At 64.6% G+C, this 22,486-nt stretch carries 25 protein-coding genes and 1 riboswitch; of the genes, 13 read left to right on the forward strand and 12 right to left on the reverse strand.

Annotated features, from left to right (window positions below; genetic code table 11):
• Window positions 1-20: 20 nt before the first annotated feature.
• Entirely contained in the window at window positions 21-404 is a 384-nt protein-coding gene (locus tag GGD62_RS32630; RefSeq protein ID WP_183712291.1) for a VOC family protein, read from the reverse strand.
• A gap of 252 nt (window positions 405-656) precedes the next feature.
• On the opposite strand from GGD62_RS32630, the gene GGD62_RS32635 reads away from it, so the two are divergent.
• Window positions 657-1,430, forward strand: coding sequence for an enoyl-CoA hydratase/isomerase family protein (locus GGD62_RS32635; RefSeq protein ID WP_312014316.1), 774 nt, complete (start codon window positions 657-659; stop codon window positions 1,428-1,430).
• A 38-nt stretch (window positions 1,431-1,468) separates the two neighbouring features.
• Here the strand turns inward: GGD62_RS32635 and GGD62_RS32640 are convergent, their stop codons facing one another.
• Window positions 1,469-2,104: a hypothetical protein gene (locus GGD62_RS32640; RefSeq protein WP_018322583.1), complete on the reverse strand. Its 636-nt coding sequence runs from the start codon at window positions 2,102-2,104 to the stop codon at window positions 1,469-1,471.
• Between the two features lie 167 nt (window positions 2,105-2,271).
• Window positions 2,272-3,135, reverse strand: a complete 864-nt coding sequence (locus GGD62_RS32645; protein ID WP_091964726.1) for a DUF1194 domain-containing protein — start codon at window positions 3,133-3,135, stop codon at window positions 2,272-2,274.
• Window positions 3,136-3,407: 272 nt separating this feature from the next.
• Window positions 3,408-3,498: riboswitch (Fluoride riboswitch) on the forward strand.
• 112 nt (window positions 3,499-3,610) lie between these two features.
• On the opposite strand from GGD62_RS32645, the gene GGD62_RS32650 reads away from it, so the two are divergent.
• The 6 genes from GGD62_RS32650 to GGD62_RS32675 all read left to right on the forward strand — a co-directional run bounded on the left by GGD62_RS32650 (window position 3,611) and on the right by GGD62_RS32675 (window position 7,191).
• Window positions 3,611-4,819, forward strand: coding sequence for an MFS transporter (locus GGD62_RS32650; protein ID WP_018322581.1), 1,209 nt, complete (start codon window positions 3,611-3,613; stop codon window positions 4,817-4,819).
• Window positions 4,820-4,838: 19 nt separating this feature from the next.
• Window positions 4,839-5,228, forward strand: a complete 390-nt coding sequence (crcB, locus tag GGD62_RS32655; protein ID WP_026202771.1) for a fluoride efflux transporter CrcB — start codon at window positions 4,839-4,841, stop codon at window positions 5,226-5,228.
• Window positions 5,229-5,234: 6 nt separating this feature from the next.
• The gene (gene crcB, locus GGD62_RS32660; RefSeq protein ID WP_183712295.1) at window positions 5,235-5,657 is read left to right on the forward strand and encodes a fluoride efflux transporter CrcB; all 423 of its coding nucleotides are present in this window, start codon (window positions 5,235-5,237) and stop codon (window positions 5,655-5,657) included.
• A gap of 2 nt (window positions 5,658-5,659) precedes the next feature.
• On the forward strand, window positions 5,660-6,001 hold the full coding sequence (locus GGD62_RS32665) for a DUF190 domain-containing protein (RefSeq protein WP_179735335.1): 342 nt from the start codon (window positions 5,660-5,662) through the stop codon (window positions 5,999-6,001).
• 44 nt (window positions 6,002-6,045) lie between these two features.
• Window positions 6,046-6,351 (forward strand): ATP-dependent Clp protease adapter ClpS, encoded by a 306-nt coding sequence (clpS, locus tag GGD62_RS32670; protein ID WP_018322577.1) that lies wholly within the window; start codon window positions 6,046-6,048, stop codon window positions 6,349-6,351.
• Between the two features lie 78 nt (window positions 6,352-6,429).
• Entirely contained in the window at window positions 6,430-7,191 is a 762-nt protein-coding gene (locus GGD62_RS32675) for a hypothetical protein (RefSeq protein ID WP_183238744.1), read from the forward strand.
• A 21-nt stretch (window positions 7,192-7,212) separates the two neighbouring features.
• On the opposite strand, the gene GGD62_RS32680 is transcribed toward GGD62_RS32675, so the two are convergent.
• The 4 genes from GGD62_RS32680 to fabI form a co-directional block, all read right to left on the reverse strand.
• Entirely contained in the window at window positions 7,213-8,403 is a 1,191-nt protein-coding gene (locus GGD62_RS32680; RefSeq protein ID WP_183712297.1) for an adenylate/guanylate cyclase domain-containing protein, read from the reverse strand.
• Window positions 8,404-8,478: 75 nt separating this feature from the next.
• Complete coding sequence (gene aroC, locus GGD62_RS32685; RefSeq protein WP_018322574.1) at window positions 8,479-9,567, reverse strand: chorismate synthase; 1,089 nt, start codon at window positions 9,565-9,567, stop codon at window positions 8,479-8,481.
• A gap of 183 nt (window positions 9,568-9,750) precedes the next feature.
• Entirely contained in the window at window positions 9,751-10,350 is a 600-nt protein-coding gene (locus tag GGD62_RS32690; protein ID WP_183712361.1) for a histidine phosphatase family protein, read from the reverse strand.
• 12 nt (window positions 10,351-10,362) lie between these two features.
• Window positions 10,363-11,178 (reverse strand): enoyl-ACP reductase FabI, encoded by an 816-nt coding sequence (gene fabI / locus GGD62_RS32695; protein WP_183712299.1) that lies wholly within the window; start codon window positions 11,176-11,178, stop codon window positions 10,363-10,365.
• A 173-nt stretch (window positions 11,179-11,351) separates the two neighbouring features.
• Here fabI and GGD62_RS32700 point away from each other — a divergent pair, with 173 nt between their 5' ends.
• Together GGD62_RS32700 and GGD62_RS32705 are read left to right on the forward strand one after the other, a co-directional pair.
• Window positions 11,352-11,840, forward strand: a complete 489-nt coding sequence (locus GGD62_RS32700) for an RNA polymerase sigma factor (protein ID WP_018322571.1) — start codon at window positions 11,352-11,354, stop codon at window positions 11,838-11,840.
• A gap of 106 nt (window positions 11,841-11,946) precedes the next feature.
• Window positions 11,947-12,717 (forward strand): anti-sigma factor, encoded by a 771-nt coding sequence (locus tag GGD62_RS32705; protein WP_183712301.1) that lies wholly within the window; start codon window positions 11,947-11,949, stop codon window positions 12,715-12,717.
• Between the two features lie 311 nt (window positions 12,718-13,028).
• Here the strand turns inward: GGD62_RS32705 and GGD62_RS32710 are convergent, their stop codons facing one another.
• Entirely contained in the window at window positions 13,029-13,991 is a 963-nt protein-coding gene (locus GGD62_RS32710) for a DnaJ C-terminal domain-containing protein (RefSeq protein WP_183712303.1), read from the reverse strand.
• A 109-nt stretch (window positions 13,992-14,100) separates the two neighbouring features.
• Complete coding sequence (locus GGD62_RS32715) at window positions 14,101-14,508, reverse strand: RT0821/Lpp0805 family surface protein (RefSeq protein WP_018322568.1); 408 nt, start codon at window positions 14,506-14,508, stop codon at window positions 14,101-14,103.
• Between the two features lie 113 nt (window positions 14,509-14,621).
• Between GGD62_RS32715 and pdxH the strand changes: the two genes are divergently transcribed.
• Both pdxH and GGD62_RS32725 read left to right on the forward strand, forming a co-directional pair.
• Entirely contained in the window at window positions 14,622-15,263 is a 642-nt protein-coding gene (pdxH, locus tag GGD62_RS32720) for a pyridoxamine 5'-phosphate oxidase (RefSeq protein ID WP_183712305.1), read from the forward strand.
• Between the two features lie 26 nt (window positions 15,264-15,289).
• Complete coding sequence (locus tag GGD62_RS32725; RefSeq protein WP_026202769.1) at window positions 15,290-16,042, forward strand: SDR family NAD(P)-dependent oxidoreductase; 753 nt, start codon at window positions 15,290-15,292, stop codon at window positions 16,040-16,042.
• Window positions 16,043-17,135: 1,093 nt separating this feature from the next.
• Here the strand turns inward: GGD62_RS32725 and GGD62_RS32730 are convergent.
• A complete protein-coding gene (locus GGD62_RS32730) occupies window positions 17,136-17,354 on the reverse strand; it encodes a hypothetical protein (protein WP_038972668.1) in 219 nt (72 codons plus the stop codon).
• Between the two features lie 204 nt (window positions 17,355-17,558).
• Window positions 17,559-18,536, reverse strand: coding sequence for a magnesium transporter CorA family protein (locus tag GGD62_RS32735; protein WP_092263344.1), 978 nt, complete (start codon window positions 18,534-18,536; stop codon window positions 17,559-17,561).
• 337 nt (window positions 18,537-18,873) lie between these two features.
• Between GGD62_RS32735 and GGD62_RS32740 the strand changes: the two genes are divergently transcribed.
• On the forward strand, window positions 18,874-19,560 hold the full coding sequence (locus GGD62_RS32740) for a L,D-transpeptidase (RefSeq protein WP_018321707.1): 687 nt from the start codon (window positions 18,874-18,876) through the stop codon (window positions 19,558-19,560).
• Window positions 19,561-19,596: 36 nt separating this feature from the next.
• Here the strand turns inward: GGD62_RS32740 and GGD62_RS32745 are convergent, their stop codons facing one another.
• Window positions 19,597-20,706 (reverse strand): extensin family protein, encoded by a 1,110-nt coding sequence (locus GGD62_RS32745; protein ID WP_183712307.1) that lies wholly within the window; start codon window positions 20,704-20,706, stop codon window positions 19,597-19,599.
• A 65-nt stretch (window positions 20,707-20,771) separates the two neighbouring features.
• Here GGD62_RS32745 and GGD62_RS32750 point away from each other — a divergent pair, with 65 nt between their 5' ends.
• The gene (locus tag GGD62_RS32750; protein ID WP_018321709.1) at window positions 20,772-22,400 is read left to right on the forward strand and encodes a fatty-acid--CoA ligase; all 1,629 of its coding nucleotides are present in this window, start codon (window positions 20,772-20,774) and stop codon (window positions 22,398-22,400) included.
• Window positions 22,401-22,486 lie beyond the last annotated feature (86 nt).

The following is a 22,486-nucleotide window of genomic DNA, read 5'->3' on the forward strand; positions in this document are numbered from 1 at the left end:
GAGGCCGCGCCGGCATCGCCTCAGCCGGGTTCCGGGATACCCATGCCGAAAGTGAGCTGATTGCCGTCGGCATCAAGGATGTCGAAATCGCGCATGCCGTAATCGCGATCCTCCGGCTGGTTGATGGGCCTGGCGCCACGGCCGGACAATTCGGCATAGAGCAGGTCGACGTCGCGGACGAAAATGCAGAGGCCGCCCTGCCCGGGCAAGCGTTTCGTCCTGGCCGCTGCCAGCAGATGCAGGGCGACCTCCTCGCGACAGAGGCAGGCATAGGACAGGGGCTCACCATATTCGAAGGTGACCTCGAACCCGAGCACGTCGCGGTAATAGGCGAGGCTCGCGGCGATGTCGGAGACGACGAAAACGGTGGCCGAGCCGGCCAACATGGGATGTTCGTCGGTCATCTGTCCTCTCCGTCGCGAGCAATCTCCAGAGCGCAGCCTAGCATGCGCGCCCGAGGTCTTGCACGGGCGGCGCCGCAACGTAAGCTGGTCATGAAGCCGCGCACTTGCCGCTGACGATCCCGCATCTGGCGGAACGGACTAATGATGTCTGGCGGCTGATCGGCGATGGCGCCCTTGCGGCTGCCCGCGAAAGTCTTGCGCAAGGTCGAGCGGGAGTTGAAGGTGCTGCCCCAATGAAGCATGGAGAACGCGGTGACCTCTGACAATCCCGTCGCGTACGAATGCGTTGGCAACATCGCCCGCATCACGCTGCGCCGCCCGCCTGTCAATGCGCTGAGCCTCGAGATGATCCGCGCAGTTGTGGCCGCCTTCCGCCGCGCTGCGGATGACGACGGCGCACGCGTTGTCGTGCTGGCGAGCGCAATTGCAAAACGTTTTTCGGCGGGCCTCGACCTCGACATCCTGCTTGGCAGATCCGGCGCCGAGATCCGGGAATTCCTCCAGGCGCTCTATATCGACCTTTACGATGCCCAGTACGGGCTCGGAAAGCCCTCGATCGCCGCGGTCGGCGGTGCGGCGCGCGGCGGCGGCATGACCATGGCGGTGTCCTGCGACGTGGTGCTGGCAGCCGAGAGCGCGACCTTCGGCTATCCCGAGATCGACGTCGGCGTCATTCCCGCGATCCACTACGCGCATCTGCCGCGCATCGTCGGACGTCACCGCGCCTTCGAGCTACTGTTCACCGGCCGGGTCTTCAGCGCCATGGAAGCACGCGAGCTCGGCGTGGTGAACCGCGTCGTCGGCGATGCCGAACTCGAGGCCGAGGTGGCGAAGCTCGCTGCGCAGTTCACCGGCAAATCGGCCACGGTGCTGCGGATGGGCCGCGCCGCCTTCATGCGCCAGATCGATCTCGATTATCGCCGCAGCATTGCGAGCGCCGTGGACGATTTCTGCAACGTCGCGACGTCGGATGAGGCGCAGGAGGGCTTGAGGGCGTTCGTGGAGAAGCGGGCGCCGAAATGGTGAGGACAGCAGGCCCCCGCGCGTGTCGGAGCGCCGCGCGTTCAGGCGGTCCTGTCCACGGAGGACGATGAATCGGCCGGCGGATATTTCGTCACCGGCACCATGAAGGATTTCGTGCCGACCTGGTAGATGACCTTGCCGTTCTGCCCGTCATCGGTCGCGATCTGCGTCTGCCCGAACATGATGACGTTCTTGTAGACGTAGCCGGTGCCCTGGCGCGTGACGCCATCGGTGGTGACGCTGACCTGGGCTTCCTTGCCATTGACCGCGAGCACCTTGAAGCTCGCGCTTTTGCCGTTGGCGCTGGAATAGCCGCCCCAGCTTCCCATGAGGCGGCTGTCGGAAGCCGGCGGGGCCTGCTTCTCGAGATTGGCGGTCTGCTTGCCAGCGCCCCCGAACGAGAACAGCATCACCATGTTCTTGCCGTCCTTGGTGCCGACCGTGACCCCGCCAAAGGTGATGAGCGTGCCCTGGACCTCGGCAAAGCCGCGCTCGGTGTGCCCGTTATGGGTGTACTCGACCTGCGCGCGGGCCCCGCGGATGTTCACGACCTTGAAGCCGACGGGCTGGTTGTTGCCCACCCAATTGCCCTTCCAGTCACCAAGCAGCGCGCTCTGGTGATACAGCCGCTCATTGGCGGGAGAAATCTGGCTGGTGCTGGATGAGATGACGGCCATATGATTGCTCGGAAGACGGGCCCGACAGACCCACTTCGTTTGGCTTCAGCGATATCGGGACGCCGACTGAAACGGACAGAAACCGACCGATTAGGGCCATGCACCGGTTAACGAGCCGTTAAGTTCAACTGCCGGTTGGATGGGCAAAAGGTCTCAGCCGGGGGGCTTCATCGTCCCCAACGGTCCGACCAGATCTTCTCGCCGATCAGGCAATTGACGCGCGGCTCCTTGTCGGCGACGCGCATCACGGGGCGCTCCGGCGTGCGGCCGGCGACCTCCATCAGCAGCTTGGTGCGGATCGCCTCCTTGAACTTGTCACGGTCCTTGATCGTGATGACGAAGGAGCCTGGACCGCCGATGACGCAGTCTTCGTAATAGAAATCGAGATTATCGATATCCATGGTCGAATAGGACGGCTCCTTGACCATGATCGGCAGGCCGTTGATGACGACGCCCTTCTCCAGCGCGGCGTCGCGCGCCACCGTGACGGGGCCGCCATTGTTGTTGGGGCCGTCGCCGGAAATGTCGATCACACGGCGCAGGCCCCGATAGGGATCCTCGTCGAACAGCGGCATCGCGAACGTGATCGCGCCGGAGATCGAGGTACGCGAGGCGCGCCGGATCGGCGTCTTCATGATCTCGGCGGCAACCGCATCGGCCGTCTCCGGTCCGTCGACCAGCCGCCAGGGAATGATGATCTTCTGGTCGCTCGAGGCGGCCCACTCGAAATAGGTCACCGCGATCCGACCGTTCGGACCGAGCTTCAGCGCCTGAAGAAATTCCTTCGACTGGATCGCCTGCGCATAGCCTTCGCGCTGGATCGCGAGCTCGTCCATGTCCATGGAGTAAGAGACATCGACGGCGAGGATCAGCTCGACGTCGACCGTCTGCGCGTCCCTGTCGGCCGCAAGCCGCTGCGGCTCGTTCTTTGGCGGTTCAAATTTTGGTCCTGGTGCCGCGATGCCCGCGACGTCCCCTCCGGCAAACATGCCGGCAACCAGCACAGCCCCGATCGAGAACAGCAAGCGCATCGCAGTCTCCCGTCGTATGACGCGATGGTGACATGCAATCGCCGAGCCGCAAAGGGCGAAGATCGCTTGCGCTTCACATTCAGGTTAGGAAGCTGCGGGTTGGGTATGTGCACGCCCTTGCGCAAAGCTGCCGCCGTGTTGCCGCGCTCGCGCCGCTGGAACGCGCCAGATTGCTGGCATCATCGGGCTCGCGATGCGCAAAGCCGGAACGACGAGCCGCGGGACAGAGCGTCCCGCCTACTTGTCCGGCACGATTTCCATGCTAGGTTGGCCAAACAGATGGGGATGGAGTCCCCCGATAACCGCCCGGCGGCCTTGAACCCGAATCTTGGACCGTAGTGGGCTGATGACTCCTGCTTGAGGAGGGGCAATCATTGAGCCTCTGCCTTCGGCGGGAGCATGGACAAACCCGCCGGTGGCGGGTTTTTTGTTGTCTGGCCTTTGGCCAGGAGAACGCGAAGGAGACGGCGACGACGTGACGACGACGACACCGACTGCTGCACGTAGCGGGTTGCCCAGGGGGATCTGGGTGCTTGGCTTCGTCTCGATGCTGATGGACATCTCCTCCGAGATGATCCACGCGCTCCTGCCGGTCTATCTCGTCACCGTGCTCGGCGCTTCGACGCTCACCGTCGGCTTCATCGAGGGCATCGCGGAGGCGACGGCCTCGATCACGAAGATCTTCTCCGGCGCGTTGTCCGACTGGCTCGGCCGCCGCAAGCTGCTCGCAGCGCTCGGCTATGGGCTCGCAGCCTTCACCAAACCGTTGTTCCCGCTTGCCCCCAGCGTCGGATGGCTGGTGGCCGCGCGCTTCATCGACCGTGTCGGCAAGGGCATACGCGGCGCGCCGCGCGATGCGCTGATCGCCGATATCGCACCTCGCGGCCTGCGCGGGGCGAGCTTTGGCCTGCGGCAATCGCTCGACACCATCGGCGCCTTCCTCGGGCCGCTCGTGGCGATCGGCCTGATGTGGTGGACGGCAGACAATTTTGCCGCGGTGTTCTGGGTGGCGGTGCTGCCGGCCTTCCTGTCGTTCGGCTTGATCGCGTTCGCGGTGAGCGAGCCGGAGCCGGATCCGAGCCGGGAGCCTGCGGGGAATCCGCTCAATCTCGCCGCGATGCGGCAGCTCGGCACGGTCTATTGGCGCGTCGTGGCCGTCGGCGTCGTCTTCACCCTCGCCCGCTTCAGCGAGGCCTTCTTGATCCTGCGGGCTCAGAACATCGGGCTCAATGCGATGTGGGTGCCGGCGGTGCTGGTGCTGATGAACATCGCCTACGCGCTGTCGGCCTATCCGGCCGGCGTGCTCTCGGACCGGATCAACCGGACCGGCCTACTCGCGCTCGGGCTCGTCTTCCTCGCCTGTGCCGATCTCGCGCTGGCGCTGCTGCCGAGCCTTGGCGGCCTCGCACTCGGCGTCGTGCTGTGGGGGCTGCATATGGGACTGACGCAAGGCCTGCTCTCGGCCCTCGTCGCCGACGCCGCGCCGCCCAGCCTGCGCGGCACCGCGTTCGGCTATTTCAACCTGTTCACCGGCCTTGCCTTGCTGGCCGCGAGCGTGATCGCCGGCGCGCTGTGGGACGCCTATGGTCCGGCAGGAACCTTCTTTGCGGGGCTCGGCTTCGCACTGGTCTCGCTCGTGGGACTCTTGGCCGTCGGCAACGGTCTGGCAGCGGAGGACAAATGAGGATGGGAGGTCGTTCATCGTGCTGAGCGGAGCAATCGCGATCATGGTCGGTAGCGTGCTCGGCGGCTGCGCGCGCTATTTTATTTCCGGCGTGATCGCGCGGCGGCTGGGCGAGACGTTTCCGTGGGGCACCATGACCATCAACGTCACCGGCGCCTTCCTGATCGGCATTCTCGGCGCGCTGGCGACCCATCCCGGCTCGGCCTTTGCCACGCCCAATCCGTGGCTGTTCGCGGTGACGGGATTTCTCGGCTGCTACACCACGGTGTCCTCGTTCAGCCTGCAGACGCTGACACTCGCGCGTAACGGCGAGGCGATGCATGCGCTCGGCAATGTCGTGTTCTCGGTCGGGCTCTGCCTTGCCGCCGTCAGTTGCGGTTTCCTCCTTGCGGACGGCCTGGGAGGCTAGAGGCCGATGAACGCTCCCGCCGAGCGCTGGCGCACTGCGATACTCTATGCCTGGGTTGCCGCCGGCAGCGTCGTCGGTGGCCTGACGCGCTATCTCGTCGGGCTCGCGCTCGACACCGGGTCGGGCTTTCCCTTCGCGACGCTGTTCATCAATGCGACGGGCTCGCTGATCATCGGCTTCTACGCGACGCTGACCGGCCCCGACGGCCGCATGCTGGCGCGGCCCGAGCACCGGCAATTCGTCATGACCGGGTTCTGCGGCGGCTACACCACCTTTTCGACCTTCAGCCTGGACACCTTCCGCCTGTTCCACGGCGGCATGAAATACACCGCGCTCGCCTATATCGCGGCGTCCGTCATCTGCTGGCTGGTGTCGGTATGGGCAGGGCATATGATGGCGAGCCGCTACAACCGCTTGACGAGGAGCTGACCATGCAAATCCCCAATCAGGCAGTTTCGCTCCGGATCTTCATCGGCGAGAGCGACCATTTCGACGGCAAACCGCTTTATGAAGCGATCGTGATGACCGCGCGCGAGCGGCACCTTGCCGGCGCCACCGTGCTGCGCGGCCCCATGGGCTTCGGCAAGTCGAGCCGGCTGCACACCTCGAAAATCCTGCGGCTGTCGGAAGATTTGCCGCTCTTGATCGAAATCGTCGACAGCGAGGACAACATCAACGCATTCCTGCCCATCCTGGATGGCATGATGTCGAGCGGCCTGATCACCTTGGAGAAGGTGCAGGTCCTGCAATATGGTGCGAAGGTCGCAAGCTGATCGCTGCGGCAGGGAACCCGAGCCCGCCGTATCCGGGAGGCGGAATGAACAACACTGTCACCAAGCCGAAGACGCGGACCAAGACCAAGGTCGAGCGGCCGAAGCTGCACAAGGTCATCCTGATCAACGACGACTACACGCCGCGCGAATTCGTCACCATGATCCTGAAGGCCGAATTCCGCATGACCGAGGATCAGGCCTACAAGGTGATGATCACCGCGCACAAGCTCGGCGCCTGCGTCGTCGCGGTGTTCACCAGGGACGTCGCCGAGACCAAGGCCACCCGCGCCACCGATGCCGGCCGCGCCAAGGGCTATCCACTGCTGTTCACGACCGAGCCGGAGGAATAGGGCGTCGTTTGCCCGCTTCCGGTCAATTTTACCGATCCCCGCTACCGCAGGTTCAATCTCCTGTGTCACCGCGGTGAGATGACAGTTGCACTGCGCAAACAGTTCGCACTCAAGCCGGCCCGCCCAGAAACCTCGTTCGGTCCGTTCAAGCTCCTGCACGCCCTGCCCTGGCTGATCCTGGCGGCTGCGATGCGGGTGATCGCGTTCGGCGGCGGCGCCGTGGCGCTGCCAGCCATCATCATTGCCGACATTTCGGTGCTCCTGGCCTTCTTCGCGACGGCGCAACAATCGATCGAGGCGGCCGGCGGCCAGTCCTCGCTCGGCGCGCTGACATTGGGCGAGCAGTTCAAGCTGTCCTTCTCGATCCTGTGGCGGATCATGCTCGTGATGATCGCGGCGGCGCTCAGCGCCAGATTAGCCGGCTTTGAGGCCTCGTATCATCTCTTGGCGGGGCTCGATGGCATGGCGTTCGACCAGTTCACCCATCCCGGGCGCTTCTGGAGTGCATGGATCGCCACCATCGTGCTGCTCATGATCGTCCGTGCCGAGCGCGATGACGGCAGGGTCGCCCTGTTCGGCGCCATCGGCGAGTTCGCACGGCGCGGGCTGTGGCTCGGCGCCGCCGTGATCGCGCTCGGTGTCATCAACGTCGCCCTCGCCTACGGACAGGAAGCGGTGCGGAGCGCGATCTGGAATTTCTGGCAGACCTCGTCAGCGAGCCAGTTCAGCAAGAACCTGATCTATTTCGTCTTCATCTTCAGCTTTGCGATGCTGCGGCTGTGGATCACTCTGACGATCCTGACGCTTGGGCTGAGGCAGTCATATGTGCGCGCTGACTAGTTTCGCCGACGGTGCCGTCCGCTAGGCCATCACCACCGGCATTTCCTCGCCAAGCCCATACACGCGCTGAGCCTTGGAAAATCCCGCGATCGGAAACTCGCCGAGCTCGCGCCAGTCGTGGCGGCAGACATTGGCAAAACCTTCCGAGGCGACAACGGTCCGCCCCAGGCGGCCCGTGATCTTCTCGAGCCTTGCGGCAAGGTTCACGGCGGGACCAATGCAGGTGAAGTCGAGGCGGTTGCCGCCGCCGATATTGCCGTAGAGGATGTTGCCGACGTGCAGCGCGACGCCGAAGCGGAAGCGCTCGACGGCGTCGCCGACCGGAAAGGCCAGCGCCTCGACGCTGGCGCGGGACTCGCGCGCCGCTTCCAGCACGCGTGTGCAGACATGGGCGGCATCGCCGACATATTCGTCGATCGGAAACACCGCGAGCAGGCCGTCGCCCATGAATTTCAGGACTTCGCCGCCATGGCCGCGGATCGCGGTCACCTGACAGTCGAAATAGTGATTGAGGATCTCGACCACCGTCTCGGGTGGCAGCCGGTCCGACAGCGCGGTGAAGCCGCGCAGGTCCGAGAGCCAGATCGCGGCCTGCATGGTGTCGTTGTGGCCGCGGCGGATCTGGCCGCCGAGGATGCGCGCGCCGGCGCGGTTGCCGACATAGGTGTCGAGCAGCATCTCGGCGGTACGGCGCAGGGTGATGATCTCGCTGACGCGCGCCAGCGGCGTCACGATGGACCGGATCGCTGCGATATGGTCATCGCTGAAGCCGCCGGGATGCCGCGTCACCCAGCTCGTGGCGTGGACCGAGCCGTCGAGAAACGGCATCGGCACCGCGATGTAGTCGGTCGCTCCTTCGGCGTCCATGTCTTTGACGATCGGAAAGCGCGTATTGTCGGGATCGCCGACGCGCCCCCTGACCTCGATCCCCTGCTCGAACACGATGCGGAGCGGGCTCGCGGCGAATTCGGGCGTGTCCAGGATATCGAAATCGACGGTGCCGACCTCGACCTCCTCGCCCTTCCGCCAGATGAAGTTGCGGCCGAAGACTTCGGGATGCAACGTACGGATGAAGATGCCGAAACGCGTCAGCGGCAGGCCGGCCGCGACAAGACGTTCGCAGAAATCGGCAATCCCTACGGCCGACTCCTGAGCCGCCCAGGCGCCGTCAATCAGCCAGTTGGTGATGCGCTGAAGCTCGGAGCTTTGCATGTCCGCATTTGCGGACGAAGTTGTGGGAACGTCAAGCTGCGCGGTGGGCTAGTACCGCGACATGAAGACCTTTTGCTAGCGTCCCACCTGCCCGCGATCGCGCAGAAAGTGGTCGGCCAGCACGCAGGCCATCATGGCTTCGCCGACAGGGACGGCGCGGATGCCGACGCAGGGGTCGTGGCGGCCCTTGGTGAAGATCTCGGTGTCGGCCCCCTTGCGGTCGACGGTGAGACGCGGCTGCAAGATCGACGAGGTCGGCTTCACCGCGAAACGCACCACCACCGGCTGGCCCGTGGAGATTCCGCCGAGCACGCCGCCGGCATGGTTGGACAAAAAGCGCGTGCCGTCATTGCCGGTGCGCATCTCGTCGGCGTTTTCCTCGCCGGTGAGCTCGGCCGCGCCGAAACCGGCGCCGATCTCGACACCCTTCACTGCGTTGATGGTCATCATCGCGCCCGCCAGATCGGAATCGAGCTTGGCGTAGATCGGCGCGCCAAGGCCGGCCGGCACGCCTTCGGCGACCACCTCGATCACCGCGCCGATCGAGGAGCCGCTCTTGCGGATGCCGTCGAGATAGGTCTCGAAGAATGCGGCCTTGTCCTTGTCCGGGCAGAAGAACGGATTTTTGGCGATCTCGTCCCAGTCCCACTTCGCACGGTCGATCTTGTGCGGGCCGATCTGCACCAGCGCGCCGCGCACCTTCACGTTGGGCAGCACCTTGCGCGCGATGGCACCGGCGGCAACGCGCGTCGCGGTCTCGCGCGCCGAGGAGCGGCCGCCGCCGCGATAATCGCGTAGGCCGTATTTGGCCTCATAGGTGAAGTCGGCGTGACCGGGGCGAAACTTGTCCTTGATCTCGGAATAGTCCTTCGATCGCTGGTCGGTGTTCTCGATCAGGAGCCCGATCGGCGTACCCGTCGTCACCTGCACGCCGGTCTCCGGATGCGCCATCACGCCGGAGAGGATCTTGACCTGGTCCGGCTCCTGGCGCTGGGTGGTGAAGCGCGACTGGCCCGGCCGGCGGCGATCGAGGTCCTGCTGGATGTCGGCCTCGGTCAGCGGGATCATGGGCGGACAACCGTCGACCACGCAGCCGATCGCCACCCCATGGCTCTCGCCGAAGGTCGTGACGCGGAACATGTGGCCGAAGGTGTTGAAGGACATCGCTTCTCGCTGGTGCGTAAGTCAGTTCTGACTTGTGGTGGTAACGCGGGGGAACACCGGGGTCAAACACACTCGGTCATTCGGGGCGCCCGAAGGGCGAACTCCGGTGCGCCCTTGCGCACCTGAGAATCTCGAGATTCCGGGTTCGTGCTTCGCACCGCTCCGGAATGACGGCGGATGGGACTAGCTAAACTTCTCCAGCCGCCCGTCGCGGAACACGTAGACGGCGCCCTGCTCGATATAGAGCTCGGCGGCAGTGAGGGGGGTCTCCAGGCCGAGTGAAACCATCAGGGCCCGGCAGGTCCCGCCATGGGCGACCGCAACGGTGTCGGTCCGCATCTGGTCGTACCAGGCCCGTACGCGGACCTGGACATCGGCGTAGGTCTCCCCGCCGGCGGGGCCGACCGACCATTTGTCGGTGAGGCGCCGGGCATACACGTCAGGATCCCTCGCCTCGCTCTCGGCCAGGGTCAGACCTTCCCAGACTCCATAGCCGATCTCACGCAGGCGATCATCGAGCGCATATCCGGCAACTGGCAGCTCCAGCTTGCCGCGCGCAAGTTCCATGGTCTGGCGCGCGCGGCCGAGCGGGCTCGACACATAGGGTAACGCCGCCTTGTCGCGACCCTCGCGCTTGAATAGGTCGGCGAGAATGCTGCCGGCCTGCACGGCCTGACCGCGTCCACGCGCGTTCAGCGGAACGTCCTTAATGCCCTGAAGCCTCCCGAGCGCATTCCACTCGGTCTCACCATGGCGAAGATAATAGATCGTGGGCACGGGAATTCCGGATTTAAGCTAGTCCTTGCCGCCGAACGAGATGTCCGGCGCGTCCGGGCGCTTCATGCCGAGCACGTGATAGCCGGAATCGACGTGATGCACCTCGCCGGTGACACCGCGCGAGAGGTCGGAGAGGAAATACAGCGCACTGCCGCCGACGTCCTCGGTCGACACGTTGCGCCGCATCGGCGCGTTGGCCTCGTTCCACTTCAGGATATAGCGAAAGTCGCCGATGCCGGACGCCGCGAGCGTCTTGATCGGACCTGCCGAGATCGCGTTGACGCGGATGTTCTTCTCGCCGAGATCGGCGGCGAGATAGCGCACGCTGGCCTCCAGCGCCGCCTTGGCGACGCCCATCACGTTGTAATGCGGCATCCACTTCTCGGCGCCGTAATAGCTGAGCGTGATCAGCGAACCGCCATCGGTCATCAGCTTCTCGGCGCGCTGCGCCACCGCCGTGAACGAGTAGCAGGAGATCAGCATCGACTTGGAGAAATTCTCCTGAGTGGTGTCGACGTAGCGGCCGTCGAGCTGCTCGCCATAGGCGATCGCGTGCACCAGGAAGTCGATCTTGTCCCATTTCTCCTTCAGCACCCCGAACGCAGCATCGATGGTCGCGGCATCCGTGACATCGCAATGGCCGAGCACGAGACCACCGATCTCGGCAGCGAGCGGCTCGACGCGCTTCTTCAGCGCATCGCCCTGATAGGTGAAGGCGAGCTCGGCGCCGGCGGCGTGGCACGCCTTGGCGATGCCCCAGGCGATCGAGCGGTTGTTGGCAACGCCGAAGACCACTCCGCGCTTTCCTTGCATCAGACCCGAATTCTGCGCCATTTTTGAACGTCCCGTCGAACTCTTGGTGAGGTCTGGAGGTACACCAGCCCTCCCCTGCGGTACAGCCCTAATACGCCGCGTTAACGCTGTTTCGAGCGCCGGAATAGCCGTTCCGTTCGGGTGTTATGATCGCTATAGGCGCTCGCGCCTGATACCAGGACGTCAAGACCGCAATGAGTGCGTTTCGCCAGAGTGTGGAAGCCATGATCCCGGCGTTGCGCCGCTACGCCCGCGCGCTCACGCGCGACGCGGATGCGGCCGACGATCTGGTGCAGGACACGCTGGTGCGGGCGCTGCGTTCGGAGCGATTGTTTCTCGGAGGCGACGTCAGGAGCTGGCTCTACACGATCCTGACCAACCTCAACAAGAACCGGCGGCGCTCGCTGGCAAGGCGGCCGCAGTTCACGCAGCTGACGGAGAACAACCCGGATGCCAGCGGCACCGAAGCCGAAGGGCGCGACATCGAGAGGGCGCTGGCGACGCTCGTCGAGGAGCAACGCTCGGTGTTGCTCCTCGTGATGCTGGAAGGCATGAGCTACCGCGAGGTCGCCGACATCCAGGGCGTGCCGATCGGCACCGTGATGTCGCGCCTGGCCCGCGCCCGCGCCCACGTCAAGGCTTCGCTGGAGGGCGAGCGCCCGACGCTCAGGCGGGTGAAATGATGGCAGGGTTGATGCATCGCGTGTCGTCCGCCCGCAGCATGAAGATGAGCTACGCGACGTCGAGCTTTGAACGACATTTAAGGCCACAGAGCCAGAGACGATTGATATGAACGACCGCAATATCCCAGTGACCGAGGACGAACTGCACGCCTATGTCGACGGCGAGCTGCCGGCCGAGCGCCGCGCCGACGTCGAGGCCTGGCTCGCCGCCCATCCTGAAGAGGCCGAGCGCGTGCAGTCCTGGCGCGCCATGGCTGAGATGCTGCACGCCCGCTACGATTCCGTCGCCCAGGAGCCGGTGCCGGCCCGGCTGGAGCTCGAGCGGCTGGAACGCCGCCCGCGGCAGTGGCTCTACGGCGCCGCGGCGGCGGTGCTGGTCGCCTTCGTCGCCGGCGGCGCCGCCGGCTGGGTCGGGCATGGCGCCGCCAATGCCCCCTCCACCTTCCAGAGCTTTACGGCGGACGCGCTCGACGCCCACCGCCTCTATGTCGTGGAGGTCCGCCACCCCGTCGAGGTCGGCGGCAACGAGCGCGACCACCTGCAGGCCTGGCTGACCCGGCGTTGCGGCTGGACCGTGTTCGCGCCGAACCTGGAGGCGAGCGGGCTGAAGCTCGTTGGCGGCCGGCTGTTGCCGGGTCCGAACGGCCCGGCCTCGTTCCTGATGTATGAGGGCGCCTCGGGCGAACGCTACACGATCTACACCGCCAAGACCGAGAATGGTGCGACGCAAATGCGCTACGCCAAAACGGACAAGGACGGCGCGTTGTTCTGGGCCGAGCGCGGCGTCGGCTACGTCGTCAGCGGCGGCGGTGATCGCGACCGGCTGACCAGGGTGGCGCAGGCGGTCTATGATCAGGCCGAGAAAAACGGCACCTAGACAGCTGCTTGAGGGCGGTGCCTAGATTCCGTCATTGAAAATTTGGAATGAAGACATCGGCGCGTCTCATTATCGCACCGGATGATCACGCGAAAATGAGCAGCGTTCGATCCGCCGATCGACGCGGGCGGCCTCGATTGGGGTTTTTGGTACCGCGCTGGTCCCCCTCTCGAGGCCGCACCTTTTTATCGGCTGCCCCGCCGGGCAACCGACACGTCTCGAACGTCAGCGTCGAAGCGCGAGCCGCGCTTCAGGCGTATGTTGAGCATCATCCTTTCGGGAAGAGAATGCTCCGATCGTCGGCTAGCGCCCTAGCCGAGTCCGCTACGTGGATTGTAGGGGTGTTGGTCCCGCCACTTCTCCATCAATGCTTCAAGCTCGGCGTCGTTCCCGTCCGGTAGCATAATCCTGATAGTGACGAAGAGATCCCCGGTTCCGCCAGATTTCGGCAATCCCTTACCTTTGAGGCGGAAGGTCCGGCCGCTGGAGGTGTTCTTCGGAACCGAAAGCTCCACGGCATTGCCGAGGGTGGGCACGCGCACCTTGGCCCCGAGCACGGCCTCGTAGAGCGTCACTGGCAGATCAATCCGCAAGTCGGCGCCCTCGACCTTGAAGTGGGCGTGCGGCGCGATGCTGATGGTGATCAGGAGATCGCCGGGCGGATGGCCCTGCGCGGACTCGCCCTGCCCCCGGAGCCGGATCTGCTGGCCCTCGGTGACGCCGGCCGGAATCTTGACGTCGAGCTCCTTGCCGGTCGGCAGCCTGACGCGCTTCTCGCCGCCCTTGACCGCCTCTTCCAGCGACACGGACATGGCGACATTCACGTCGAGATCGAGCCCGACGCCGCCGGTGTCGAATTCGAACTGCCCGGCGCCGCCGGCCCCAGGCCGGGCGCCACGCATCCCGCCGCCGAACATGCTGTTGAGGATATCCTCGAACGCGCCACCGCCCTGGCCGGGGCCGCCGCCGGAGCGGAACGTATAGCTTTCGAAGCCGCCGGGGCCGGCACGGCCGCGCGGCCCGCCACCGCCCGGAAAACCCTGGAAGCGCGGCTTACCGTCGGCGTCGATCTCGCCGCGGTCGAACTGCTTGCGCTTGTCCTCGTCGCCGATGATCTCGTTCGCCGAGTTGATCTCGGAGAAGCGCTCGGCGGCTTTCGGGTCGTCCTTGTTGCTGTCGGGATGATGCTTCTTGGCAAGCTTGCGATAGGCGCTCTTGATCGCGGCAGCGCTGGCGCTCCGCGGCACCCCCAAGACCTCATAGGGGTCGCGCATCCGTCACGTCTCCTTCAAGAAATCGAATTGTTCAAAGGGCTCCCCGCCCCACCAGGGATTCATGTGGGAAGAGAGTGGCATTTTTGCAACTAGGGGCGCGCGCCGAATCCTAGCTCCGCCACGGCTTTAGCGTATGAATCTCCCAACGGCCACGGGTGCTTTGGCAGCCGGCGCCCTGGAGCCAGCTTTCGGTCGCCCCGTTGACGTAGCTCGCCAGGAAATCGCGGCATCTGCGGCCGTCCTCGGCGGCATAGGACTGCGCGATCGGCGTCACCGAACCGCGCGCGCCGGTCTCCGGATTCTCCCAATGCTGGCTGGAATCCCTGTCGCCCTTGCTGAGGACGTCGGAGGCGGCGTTGCGGGCGAAGGCGAGATCGGTCTCGGTGGGCGGCGCGTCCTTCGCCGGCCGCGCGATCGAACCGGTGAGGTCGCTGTCATCGGCCTTGGCGTAGGCACTCTTGTCATTGCGGGAAAAGCTGCATCCTCCGGCACCGAGCCCGATGACAATGATCGTCATGACAACGCCGGACGGCCGGATCGCCGATAGGCCAACGCGTCCCCATGCCCTATATAGGGCGGTAGCGGACGACAACGCGTTTTGGGCCGCGGGACGCAACTCGGACTCCAGACATGACCGACACGACCTCGATGAAACACCAGACACCCTTAACATCCGGTGATTTCACCGCCGCCGACGAGCCATTTGCGCTGTTCGAGGCCTGGCTGAACGAGGCGATCAAGAGCGAGCCGAACGATCCGAACGCCATGGCGCTCGCAACCGTCGACCCCGACGGGCTGCCTGACGTGCGCATGGTGCTGATGAAAGGCTTCGATACCGAGGGTTTTGTCTTCTACAGCCACATCGCCAGCCAGAAGGGCCGCGAACTCGCCGCAAATCCTAAGGCAGCGTTACTTTTTCACTGGAAGTCGCTGCGCCGTCAGGTCCGCATCCGCGGCAACGTGACGCCGGTGACCGAGGCCGAGGCCGACGCCTATTTCGCCACCCGACCCAAGCAGGCCCAGATCGGCGCCTGGGCGAGCAAGCAGTCGCAAGAGCTGGAGAGCCGCTTCGCTTTCGAACAGGCCATCGCGAAAGTCGCGGCCAGATACGTCATCGGCGAAGTGCCGCGGCCGCCAGGCTGGAGCGGCTGGCGCATCACGCCCTCACGCATCGAGTTCTGGCACGACCGCCCGTTCCGCTTGCACGACCGCATCGAATTTCGCCGTGACGCGACCGGCCAGAAGTGGTCCAAGACGCGGATGTATCCCTAAGCTTTAGGCCGACCTGAAAGATGTCCATGCCGCATTCGTCCAATGCGCCGCGCCGTACACTGCTCCTGACCGGAGCCAGCCGCGGCATCGGCCACGCCACCGTGATCCGCTTCTCCTCGGCGGGCTGGCGCGTCATCACCTGCTCGCGGCATCCGTTTCCGGAGGACTGTCCGTGGGACGCGGGGCCCGAGGACCACATCCAGGTCGACCTCGGCAATCCCGAGGACACCGCGCGCGCGATCAGCGAGATCCGCAGCCGGCTGGAGGGCGGCACGCTGCATGCGCTGGTCAACAACGCCGCGATCTCGCCGAAGGGCGCGGGCGGCTCCAGGCTCGGCTCGGTCGACACCGATCTCGACACCTGGACGCATGTCTTCCACGTCAACTTCTTCGCGCCGATCATGATTGCGCGCGGGCTGATCGAGGAATTGAAGGCGGCCAAGGGCTCGGTCGTGAACGTCACCTCGATCGCGGGCTCGCGCGTGCACCCCTTCGCGGGCGCCGCCTACGCGACGTCGAAGGCCGCGCTCGCGGCGCTGACGCGCGAGATGGCCTCCGATTTCGGCCGCGTCGGCGTGCGCGTCAACGCGATCGCTCCGGGCGAGATCGATACCTCGATCCTGTCGCCGGGCACCGAGAAGATCGTCGAACAGCAGATCCCGATGCACCGCCTCGGCACGCCCGACGAAGTGGCAAAAATCATCTACGTGCTGTGCACGGACACCTCGTCCTATGTCAACGGCGCCGAGATCCACATCAACGGCGGCCAGCACGTGTAGTCCGTTCGCGTCATTGCAGTGACGGAGCAAGGGCGACAACCTCGCTCTCTCGTGTCCCGGACGCGTTGCGGCACGCAGTGACGCTGCACTGCGTCCGGGGCACGAGAGCGGATTGTGGCGCATGCTGTCTCCACTTGCCATTGCGATGCTCCAGTGCACATCCCAGCGGCAGTGTTGTAGGGTGGGCAAAGGCGCATAGCGCCGTGCCCACGATCTCCCTCCATATGCAACAAGGGGTGGGCACGCTGCGCTTTGCCCACCCTACGAGATCGAGATTGTGGCACGCAGCTCAAGTCGCGGACACGCCTTCGCGTCCTCGCGGCGCATTTCGCCCGAGCTTTGCTTGGCCTCGCTACCCTCTCATCCAAGAGGGCGCAGGGAAGGCCGGGTGCTGGCTCGCACCCGCGGTCTGCTGCGCAATAGGCACACGCAGAAGAACCGCACAGCAGCATACAGGTGGTGCCGATCACTCGGCCTTCCCTGCGCAGTGGCTGGACGGCTTATGCCGTGATCTCCCGGGAGCCGACCATTCCTTCTGGCCTCCCTCGCCCCGCGAATTGGATGATGCAGTCTGCCCGGTTGGGCTCGCTCGCATCTTCGCAAGGACTTGACCGTGGCAACGACGGCCAGGACCACACGGTTTTGCCGTACGCGCGTTCGCTGGTCACCACATTATCTCCCGGCCTTGTCGACGTTGCCGAAAGAATGTGGCGAGACGAACTGAACAGCGCCGCTCGTCCGCACGAAGCCTCGGGCTCACAGGGACTACCCGCCCTGCCCGCGCCTCTCGTGCCGACGCTGCCGCGTCCACCGCAAGCCCGGCTCGCGACAGTGACGACCACATAGTCGCCCCTCTTGGTGAGCCGGGATGCGCGACACATACGCCGAAACCGAATTTCGGTAAAGTGGAATATTTTTAGCGAGGCGGATTGACAGAGCGCGACACAGGCCCCGTTTTGGCTGGATGGGGGTTCAGCCGGTCTCTAACGCACCCGCCAATCGGACGTCACAGCCGATTGTCCTGAACAGAAGGGAAGCAAGGCGATCCAGACAACGCCGCCGCAAGACCTGGATCGCCCTCGCCTTCCGTTCCTCAATCGATTCGAATCCGACGTGACCTGTCGCGCGGCCGTGGAGCGGCCGTGCTGAATGCGGTCGAGCAGTCGTCGTCGTTCTCACCGTCGAGCAGCGGAGCACCACAGTGCCGGCACATGCGTGCCGACATCGACGACGCCTTGCCGCTCGCCAGGACCTGACGATAGTTCGCCAGGTCGATGACGTTGCGGGGCGACGTTATGTGTTTTTCAACCATGGTTGTTCCTCGCGGCTACGCACTGCTTATCGCAGACAAGTTTCGCGCAAACGTTCAGCCCACCGCTCAAATTTTACCGGAGGAATTGCGGCACGGCGAACACATCACGGCGCGGCCTCAATCCCGATCTATTCTGCGACACGATTCACCGTGTCTGTGCGACCGGCGTAAGGTCTCGGTAGCTATTTTCCGAGCGCGAGGGGATCAGAGCCACTTCTTCCACTTGAAGAGCCAGTACGGAAGAATCGCGGCGACAAGCATCATCACCAGCGCCATCGGATAGCCGTGCGCCCATTCGAGTTCCGGCATCATCTTGAAGTTCATGCCGTAAATCGAGGCGATCAGCGTCGGCGGCATCAGCACGACGGCCATCACCGAGAACAGCTTGATGATGTTGTTCTGCTCGAGATTGACGACGCCGAGCATGGCGTCGAGCACGAAGGTGATCTTGCTGGAGAGATAGGAGGCGTGGTCGGTCAGCGAGGAAACGTCGCGCTGCATGGTCTTGAGCTGCTCGCGCATGTCCTTCGACCATTTCACGCCCTCCACCACCGCCGAAAGGAAGGTGACGACACGGCCGATCGACACCAGGCTCTCGCGAACCTTCGAGGTCAGATCGCCTTTGCGGCCGATCGAGATCAGGATCTGGGAATATTGCTTGGCGTGACCGTGGCGCTCGCTCTCGGGCTCGAAGATGTCGTGGCTGACTTGGTCGATCTCGGCGCCGCAGCGCTCCAGGATGTCGGCGCAGCGGTCGATCACGGCGTCCAGCAGCTCCATCAGCACCATCTCGCCGGTAATGGAGGGCGTGCAGGAGCGGGCAAGCTTGGCCTCGACCAGGGCGAACGGCTTCGGCAGGTCGTAGCGCACCGTCACCAGGCGGTGGTCGCCGAGGATGAAGGTCACCGCCGTGGTCCGGGGCATGTCGGTATCGGAGTGGCACATCAGCGTCGCGGTCATGTAGCGCGCGCCGTTCTCGATATAGAGACGGCTGGAGATCTCGATCTCCTGCATGTCTTCCCGGGTCGGGATGGCGATGCCGGCGAGCCGCTCCACTGCCTTGTCCTCGGCCGCGGTGGGGTTGACGAGGTCGATCCAGACCGCGCTTTCGGGCACCGCGGCAAGATCTTCGATGACAACCTTCTTCAGGACAGACTCGGAGGGAACAAACACCGAAAACATGCACGACTCCAGAGAACCTGCGGCAGAATGACAGCCCTTAGCGCGATTCTGACAAGTTCACGATGACAACCACATTAATGGAGCGTTTGCATTTGTGGCGCGGCCATGGCTCAACTGTGGCACGGAATCGACAGTCCGGCTCCCTTTGGCCCAAAAATCTTCACGGGGCCGCAAAACTTGCGGCAGAAAAGCCACAGCTTGGGTCTCGCAGCGCGGGATAAGGCCTTCAGTGCTGGAATTGTGGCAGATTTCAACGATAATGGGATTAACGGAGTCGAGGAACTTGGGCAGTAAGCTCAGGCCTTCCGCACGGTATTGTTTTGATTGGAACCAAATCATGTCGTCGCTGAAAGTTAAGTTGGGAATTCTGGCCGCCGGCCTGATGCTGTCGGGCTGCATGCAGGCCACGCATTTCGAGGCGACCGACACCAAAGCCTTCAAGCCGAAGGACAAGGAACTGCTCGCCAAAGTTCGGTACGAGAACACCCCGGTTGCCGAGCCGTTCCGCCGCGCCATCGTCCAATACCACCGCAAGGAATCGCCGGGCTCGATCGTGGTCGATTCCGACAATCACTATCTCTATTACGTGCTGGATGGCGGCAAGGCGATCCGTTACGGCATCACCGTTGGCGAAGAGGCCATGGCTTGGTCGGGCATCGCCAAGGTGGGCAGCAAGACCGAGTGGCCGGCCTGGCACCCCACCCCCGGCGAAATTTCGCGCCTGGGCGTGCCGACCTATGTCGCACCCGGCCCGGACAATCCGATGGGCTCTCGCGCGATTTACCTCTATTCCGGCGGGAAAGACACGTTGTTCCGCATCCACGGCACCAACCAGCCGGAATATATCGGCGCCTCGATCTCGTCTGGCTGCATCCGCCTGACCAACGAGGATGCGATCGATCTCTATGATCGCGTCAAGCTCGGCACCCTCGTCGTGGTGCTCGAGCCGAAGCACGGCGATTCGCCCTACAATTCGCGGCTTGCGCTCGGTGGCAGCCAGACCGGCCAGGCGGGCAGCTACTGATCGCCTGCTGATCCCTGAGATCCAAAAGCGCCGGTTTCACCGGCGCTTTTTTGTTGCCGGCTTGCGCGGCTGGGACTTGCTGGCATCGGCCGCCGGCTTTTTCGCAGGCGCCGGAGACTTCTCCACCGCCTCGTCGTCAGCTCCTTCCTTTTCTTCGGGCTTGGTCTCGGGCTTGGCCGCGACCTCGCGCGGTGGCGCCTCCTCGGGGCGTTCCGCCGGCAGCAGCGGGGCGACCTGCGGCAGGGGATCCCAGACGTTCCACTGGCAGATCCGGTAGTCGTTGCGCCGCTGTGCCAAATCCAGATGGATATGGTCCTCGTGGTACCAGTCCGAGCCCGGGCCGAGCACGGTGGAAAACCGCGCGCAGACCGAGTGCAGCACGCGCTCGCGCACCTCGCGCGACATGCTGCGATCGGTGAGGCCGATCGACTGCCCGTTGGCCAGCTTGATGGCCCGGACGTCGAGGGCGTTGGCCTTGCCGTGCTCCGACAGCAGCGCGCCGGCGACGCGGTTGCGTCCGCGGCACTCGAAGCTGTCGAAATTGTCGAGTTCGCCAATGGTCGAGCCGAGGCTGGTGGCCAACGGCGCCATGTCCTTGCGCAGCCAATCGGCGATCGCCGACGCCATGGTGCAGCGAAGGATCGCCGCCGGCTTGACCGTAACCTTGCGCTTGTCCGGCAGCACGACGGCTTCCAGCCGCACCAGATCCTCGCCGCCACAGGCGCCGGGGCCGCGGATATCCGGAATCGAGGGCGCGATCGCGATTTCCTCGGTCAGCGCAAGACGACAGGCCGAGACCGGCTTCTGGGCTGGTGCCGCAACCTCGGCGGGCTTGTCGGCGCCGGGCTTGTCCGCCGAAGGCTTGCCGTCCGCGTCCGGCGGAGCCTCGTCCGATGCCTTGTCCGATGCCTTGGGCGCCTCCTCGGGGCGCGGTCTCGGCAGCGGGATCCTGGCGGAATGAACCGCGGGGCGCGGCCGTGGTGCGGCGATACCGAAGATATCCAGCGGGGATGTGTATTTTCGCGCCTCTGCCCTCTCGGCGAGGACGAGCGACAGCCCGAGCGCAGCGGTAACCATTGCCACGCCAGCGGACATATAGCCGCGACAAGACCATTTGCGGCGAAAGTCCGGCAGGCTAAAACTCATGACAATTCTTTGGCCCAACGCTGAGAGCGACAACGCGCCCAGCGACTTCTCGGAGGAACGTCGGAATGCTTGGTTTGATGCAAGATTGGCCCCTGCTCTGCCACCGGATCATCGAACATGCCGCCAAAATTCACGGCAAGCAGGAGGTGGTTACCCGCTCGGTCGAGGGACCGATTCATCGCACCAATTACGCCGAGATCCACAAGCGCGCGCTCAAGGTCTCGCAGATGCTGGAGCGCGACGGCATCAAGCTCGGCGACCGTGTCGCGACGATCGCCTGGAACACCTGGCGCCATCTCGAGGTGTGGTACGGCATCATGGGGATCGGCGCCATCTGCCATACCGTCAATCCCCGCCTTTTCCCCGAGCAGATTGCCTGGATCATCAACCATGCGCAGGACCGCATCGTGATGACCGACATCACCTTCGTTCCGGTCCTGGAGAAGATCGCCGACAAGCTGACCAGCGTGGAACGCTACGTCGTGCTCACCGACAAGGCGCACATGCCGCAGACGACGCTGAAGAATGTGGTCGCCTACGAGGACTGGATTGCGGAGGCCGACGGCAAATTCAAATGGAAGGACTTTGACGAGAACACGGCAGCCGCGATGTGCTACACGTCGGGCACGACCGGTGACCCGAAGGGTGTGCTGTATTCGCATCGCTCCAACGTGCTGCACGCGCTAATGGCCAACAATGTCGACGCGCTCGGCACCAGTGCGTCCGAGACGATGCTGCCGGTGGTTCCGCTGTTCCATGCCAACAGCTGGGGCATCGCCTTCTCCGCGCCCTCGCAGGGCACCAAGCTGGTCATGCCCGGCGCCAAGCTCGACGGCGCCTCGGTCTACGAGCTGCTCTCGACCGAGAAGGTGACGCACACCGCCGGCGTGCCCACGGTGTGGCTGATGCTGCTCCAGCACATGACCGCCAATAATCTCAAGCTGCCGGACCTGAAGATGGTGATCTGCGGCGGCTCGGCGATGCCGCGCTCGATGATCAAGGCCTTCCTCGACATGGGCTCGAACGTGCGTCACGCCTGGGGCATGACCGAAATGAGCCCGATCGGCAGCGTCGCGGCACTGAAGCCGCCGTTCCAGAACGCCACCGGGGATGCGCGGCTCGACGTGCTGCAGATGCAGGGCTACGCGCCCTTCGCGGTCGAGATGAAGATCACCGACGATGCCGGCAAGGAGCTGCCCTGGGACGGCAAGACCTTCGGCCGCCTCAAGGTCTCCGGCCCCGCCGTCGCCAAGGCCTATTACCGCGTCGACACCGACATCCTCGACGAGGACGGCTTCTTCGACACCGGCGACGTCTCGACCATCGACGAGGACGGCTACATGCGGATCACCGACCGCTCCAAGGACGTGATCAAGTCCGGCGGCGAGTGGATCTCCTCGATCGACCTCGAAAACCTCGCGGTCGGCCATCCGGCCGTGGCGGAAGCCGCCGTGATCGGCGTGTTCCACCCCAAATGGGACGAGCGGCCGCTCCTGATCGTGCAGCTCAAGCAGGGCCAGCAGGCCACCCGCGAGGACATCCTCAAATACATGGACGGCAAGATCGCCAAATGGTGGATGCCCGACGACGTCGCCTTCGTCGAGGGCATTCCGCATACGGCCACCGGCAAGATCCTGAAGACGGCGCTGCGCGACCAGTTTAGGGATTATCGCTTCCCGAACGCGGCGGCGTAGCGGCTCGGTGCGCCCCCCTGGAGGGTCCGGGAGAAGCGGAGCTCGCCCGGGGGTCGGCTCACATGGAGCGAAGCGGAACGTGAGAC

It is taken from the genome of Bradyrhizobium sp. ERR14 (assembly GCF_014198235.1).
In the GTDB taxonomy this organism is placed as follows: domain Bacteria; phylum Pseudomonadota; class Alphaproteobacteria; order Rhizobiales; family Xanthobacteraceae; genus Bradyrhizobium.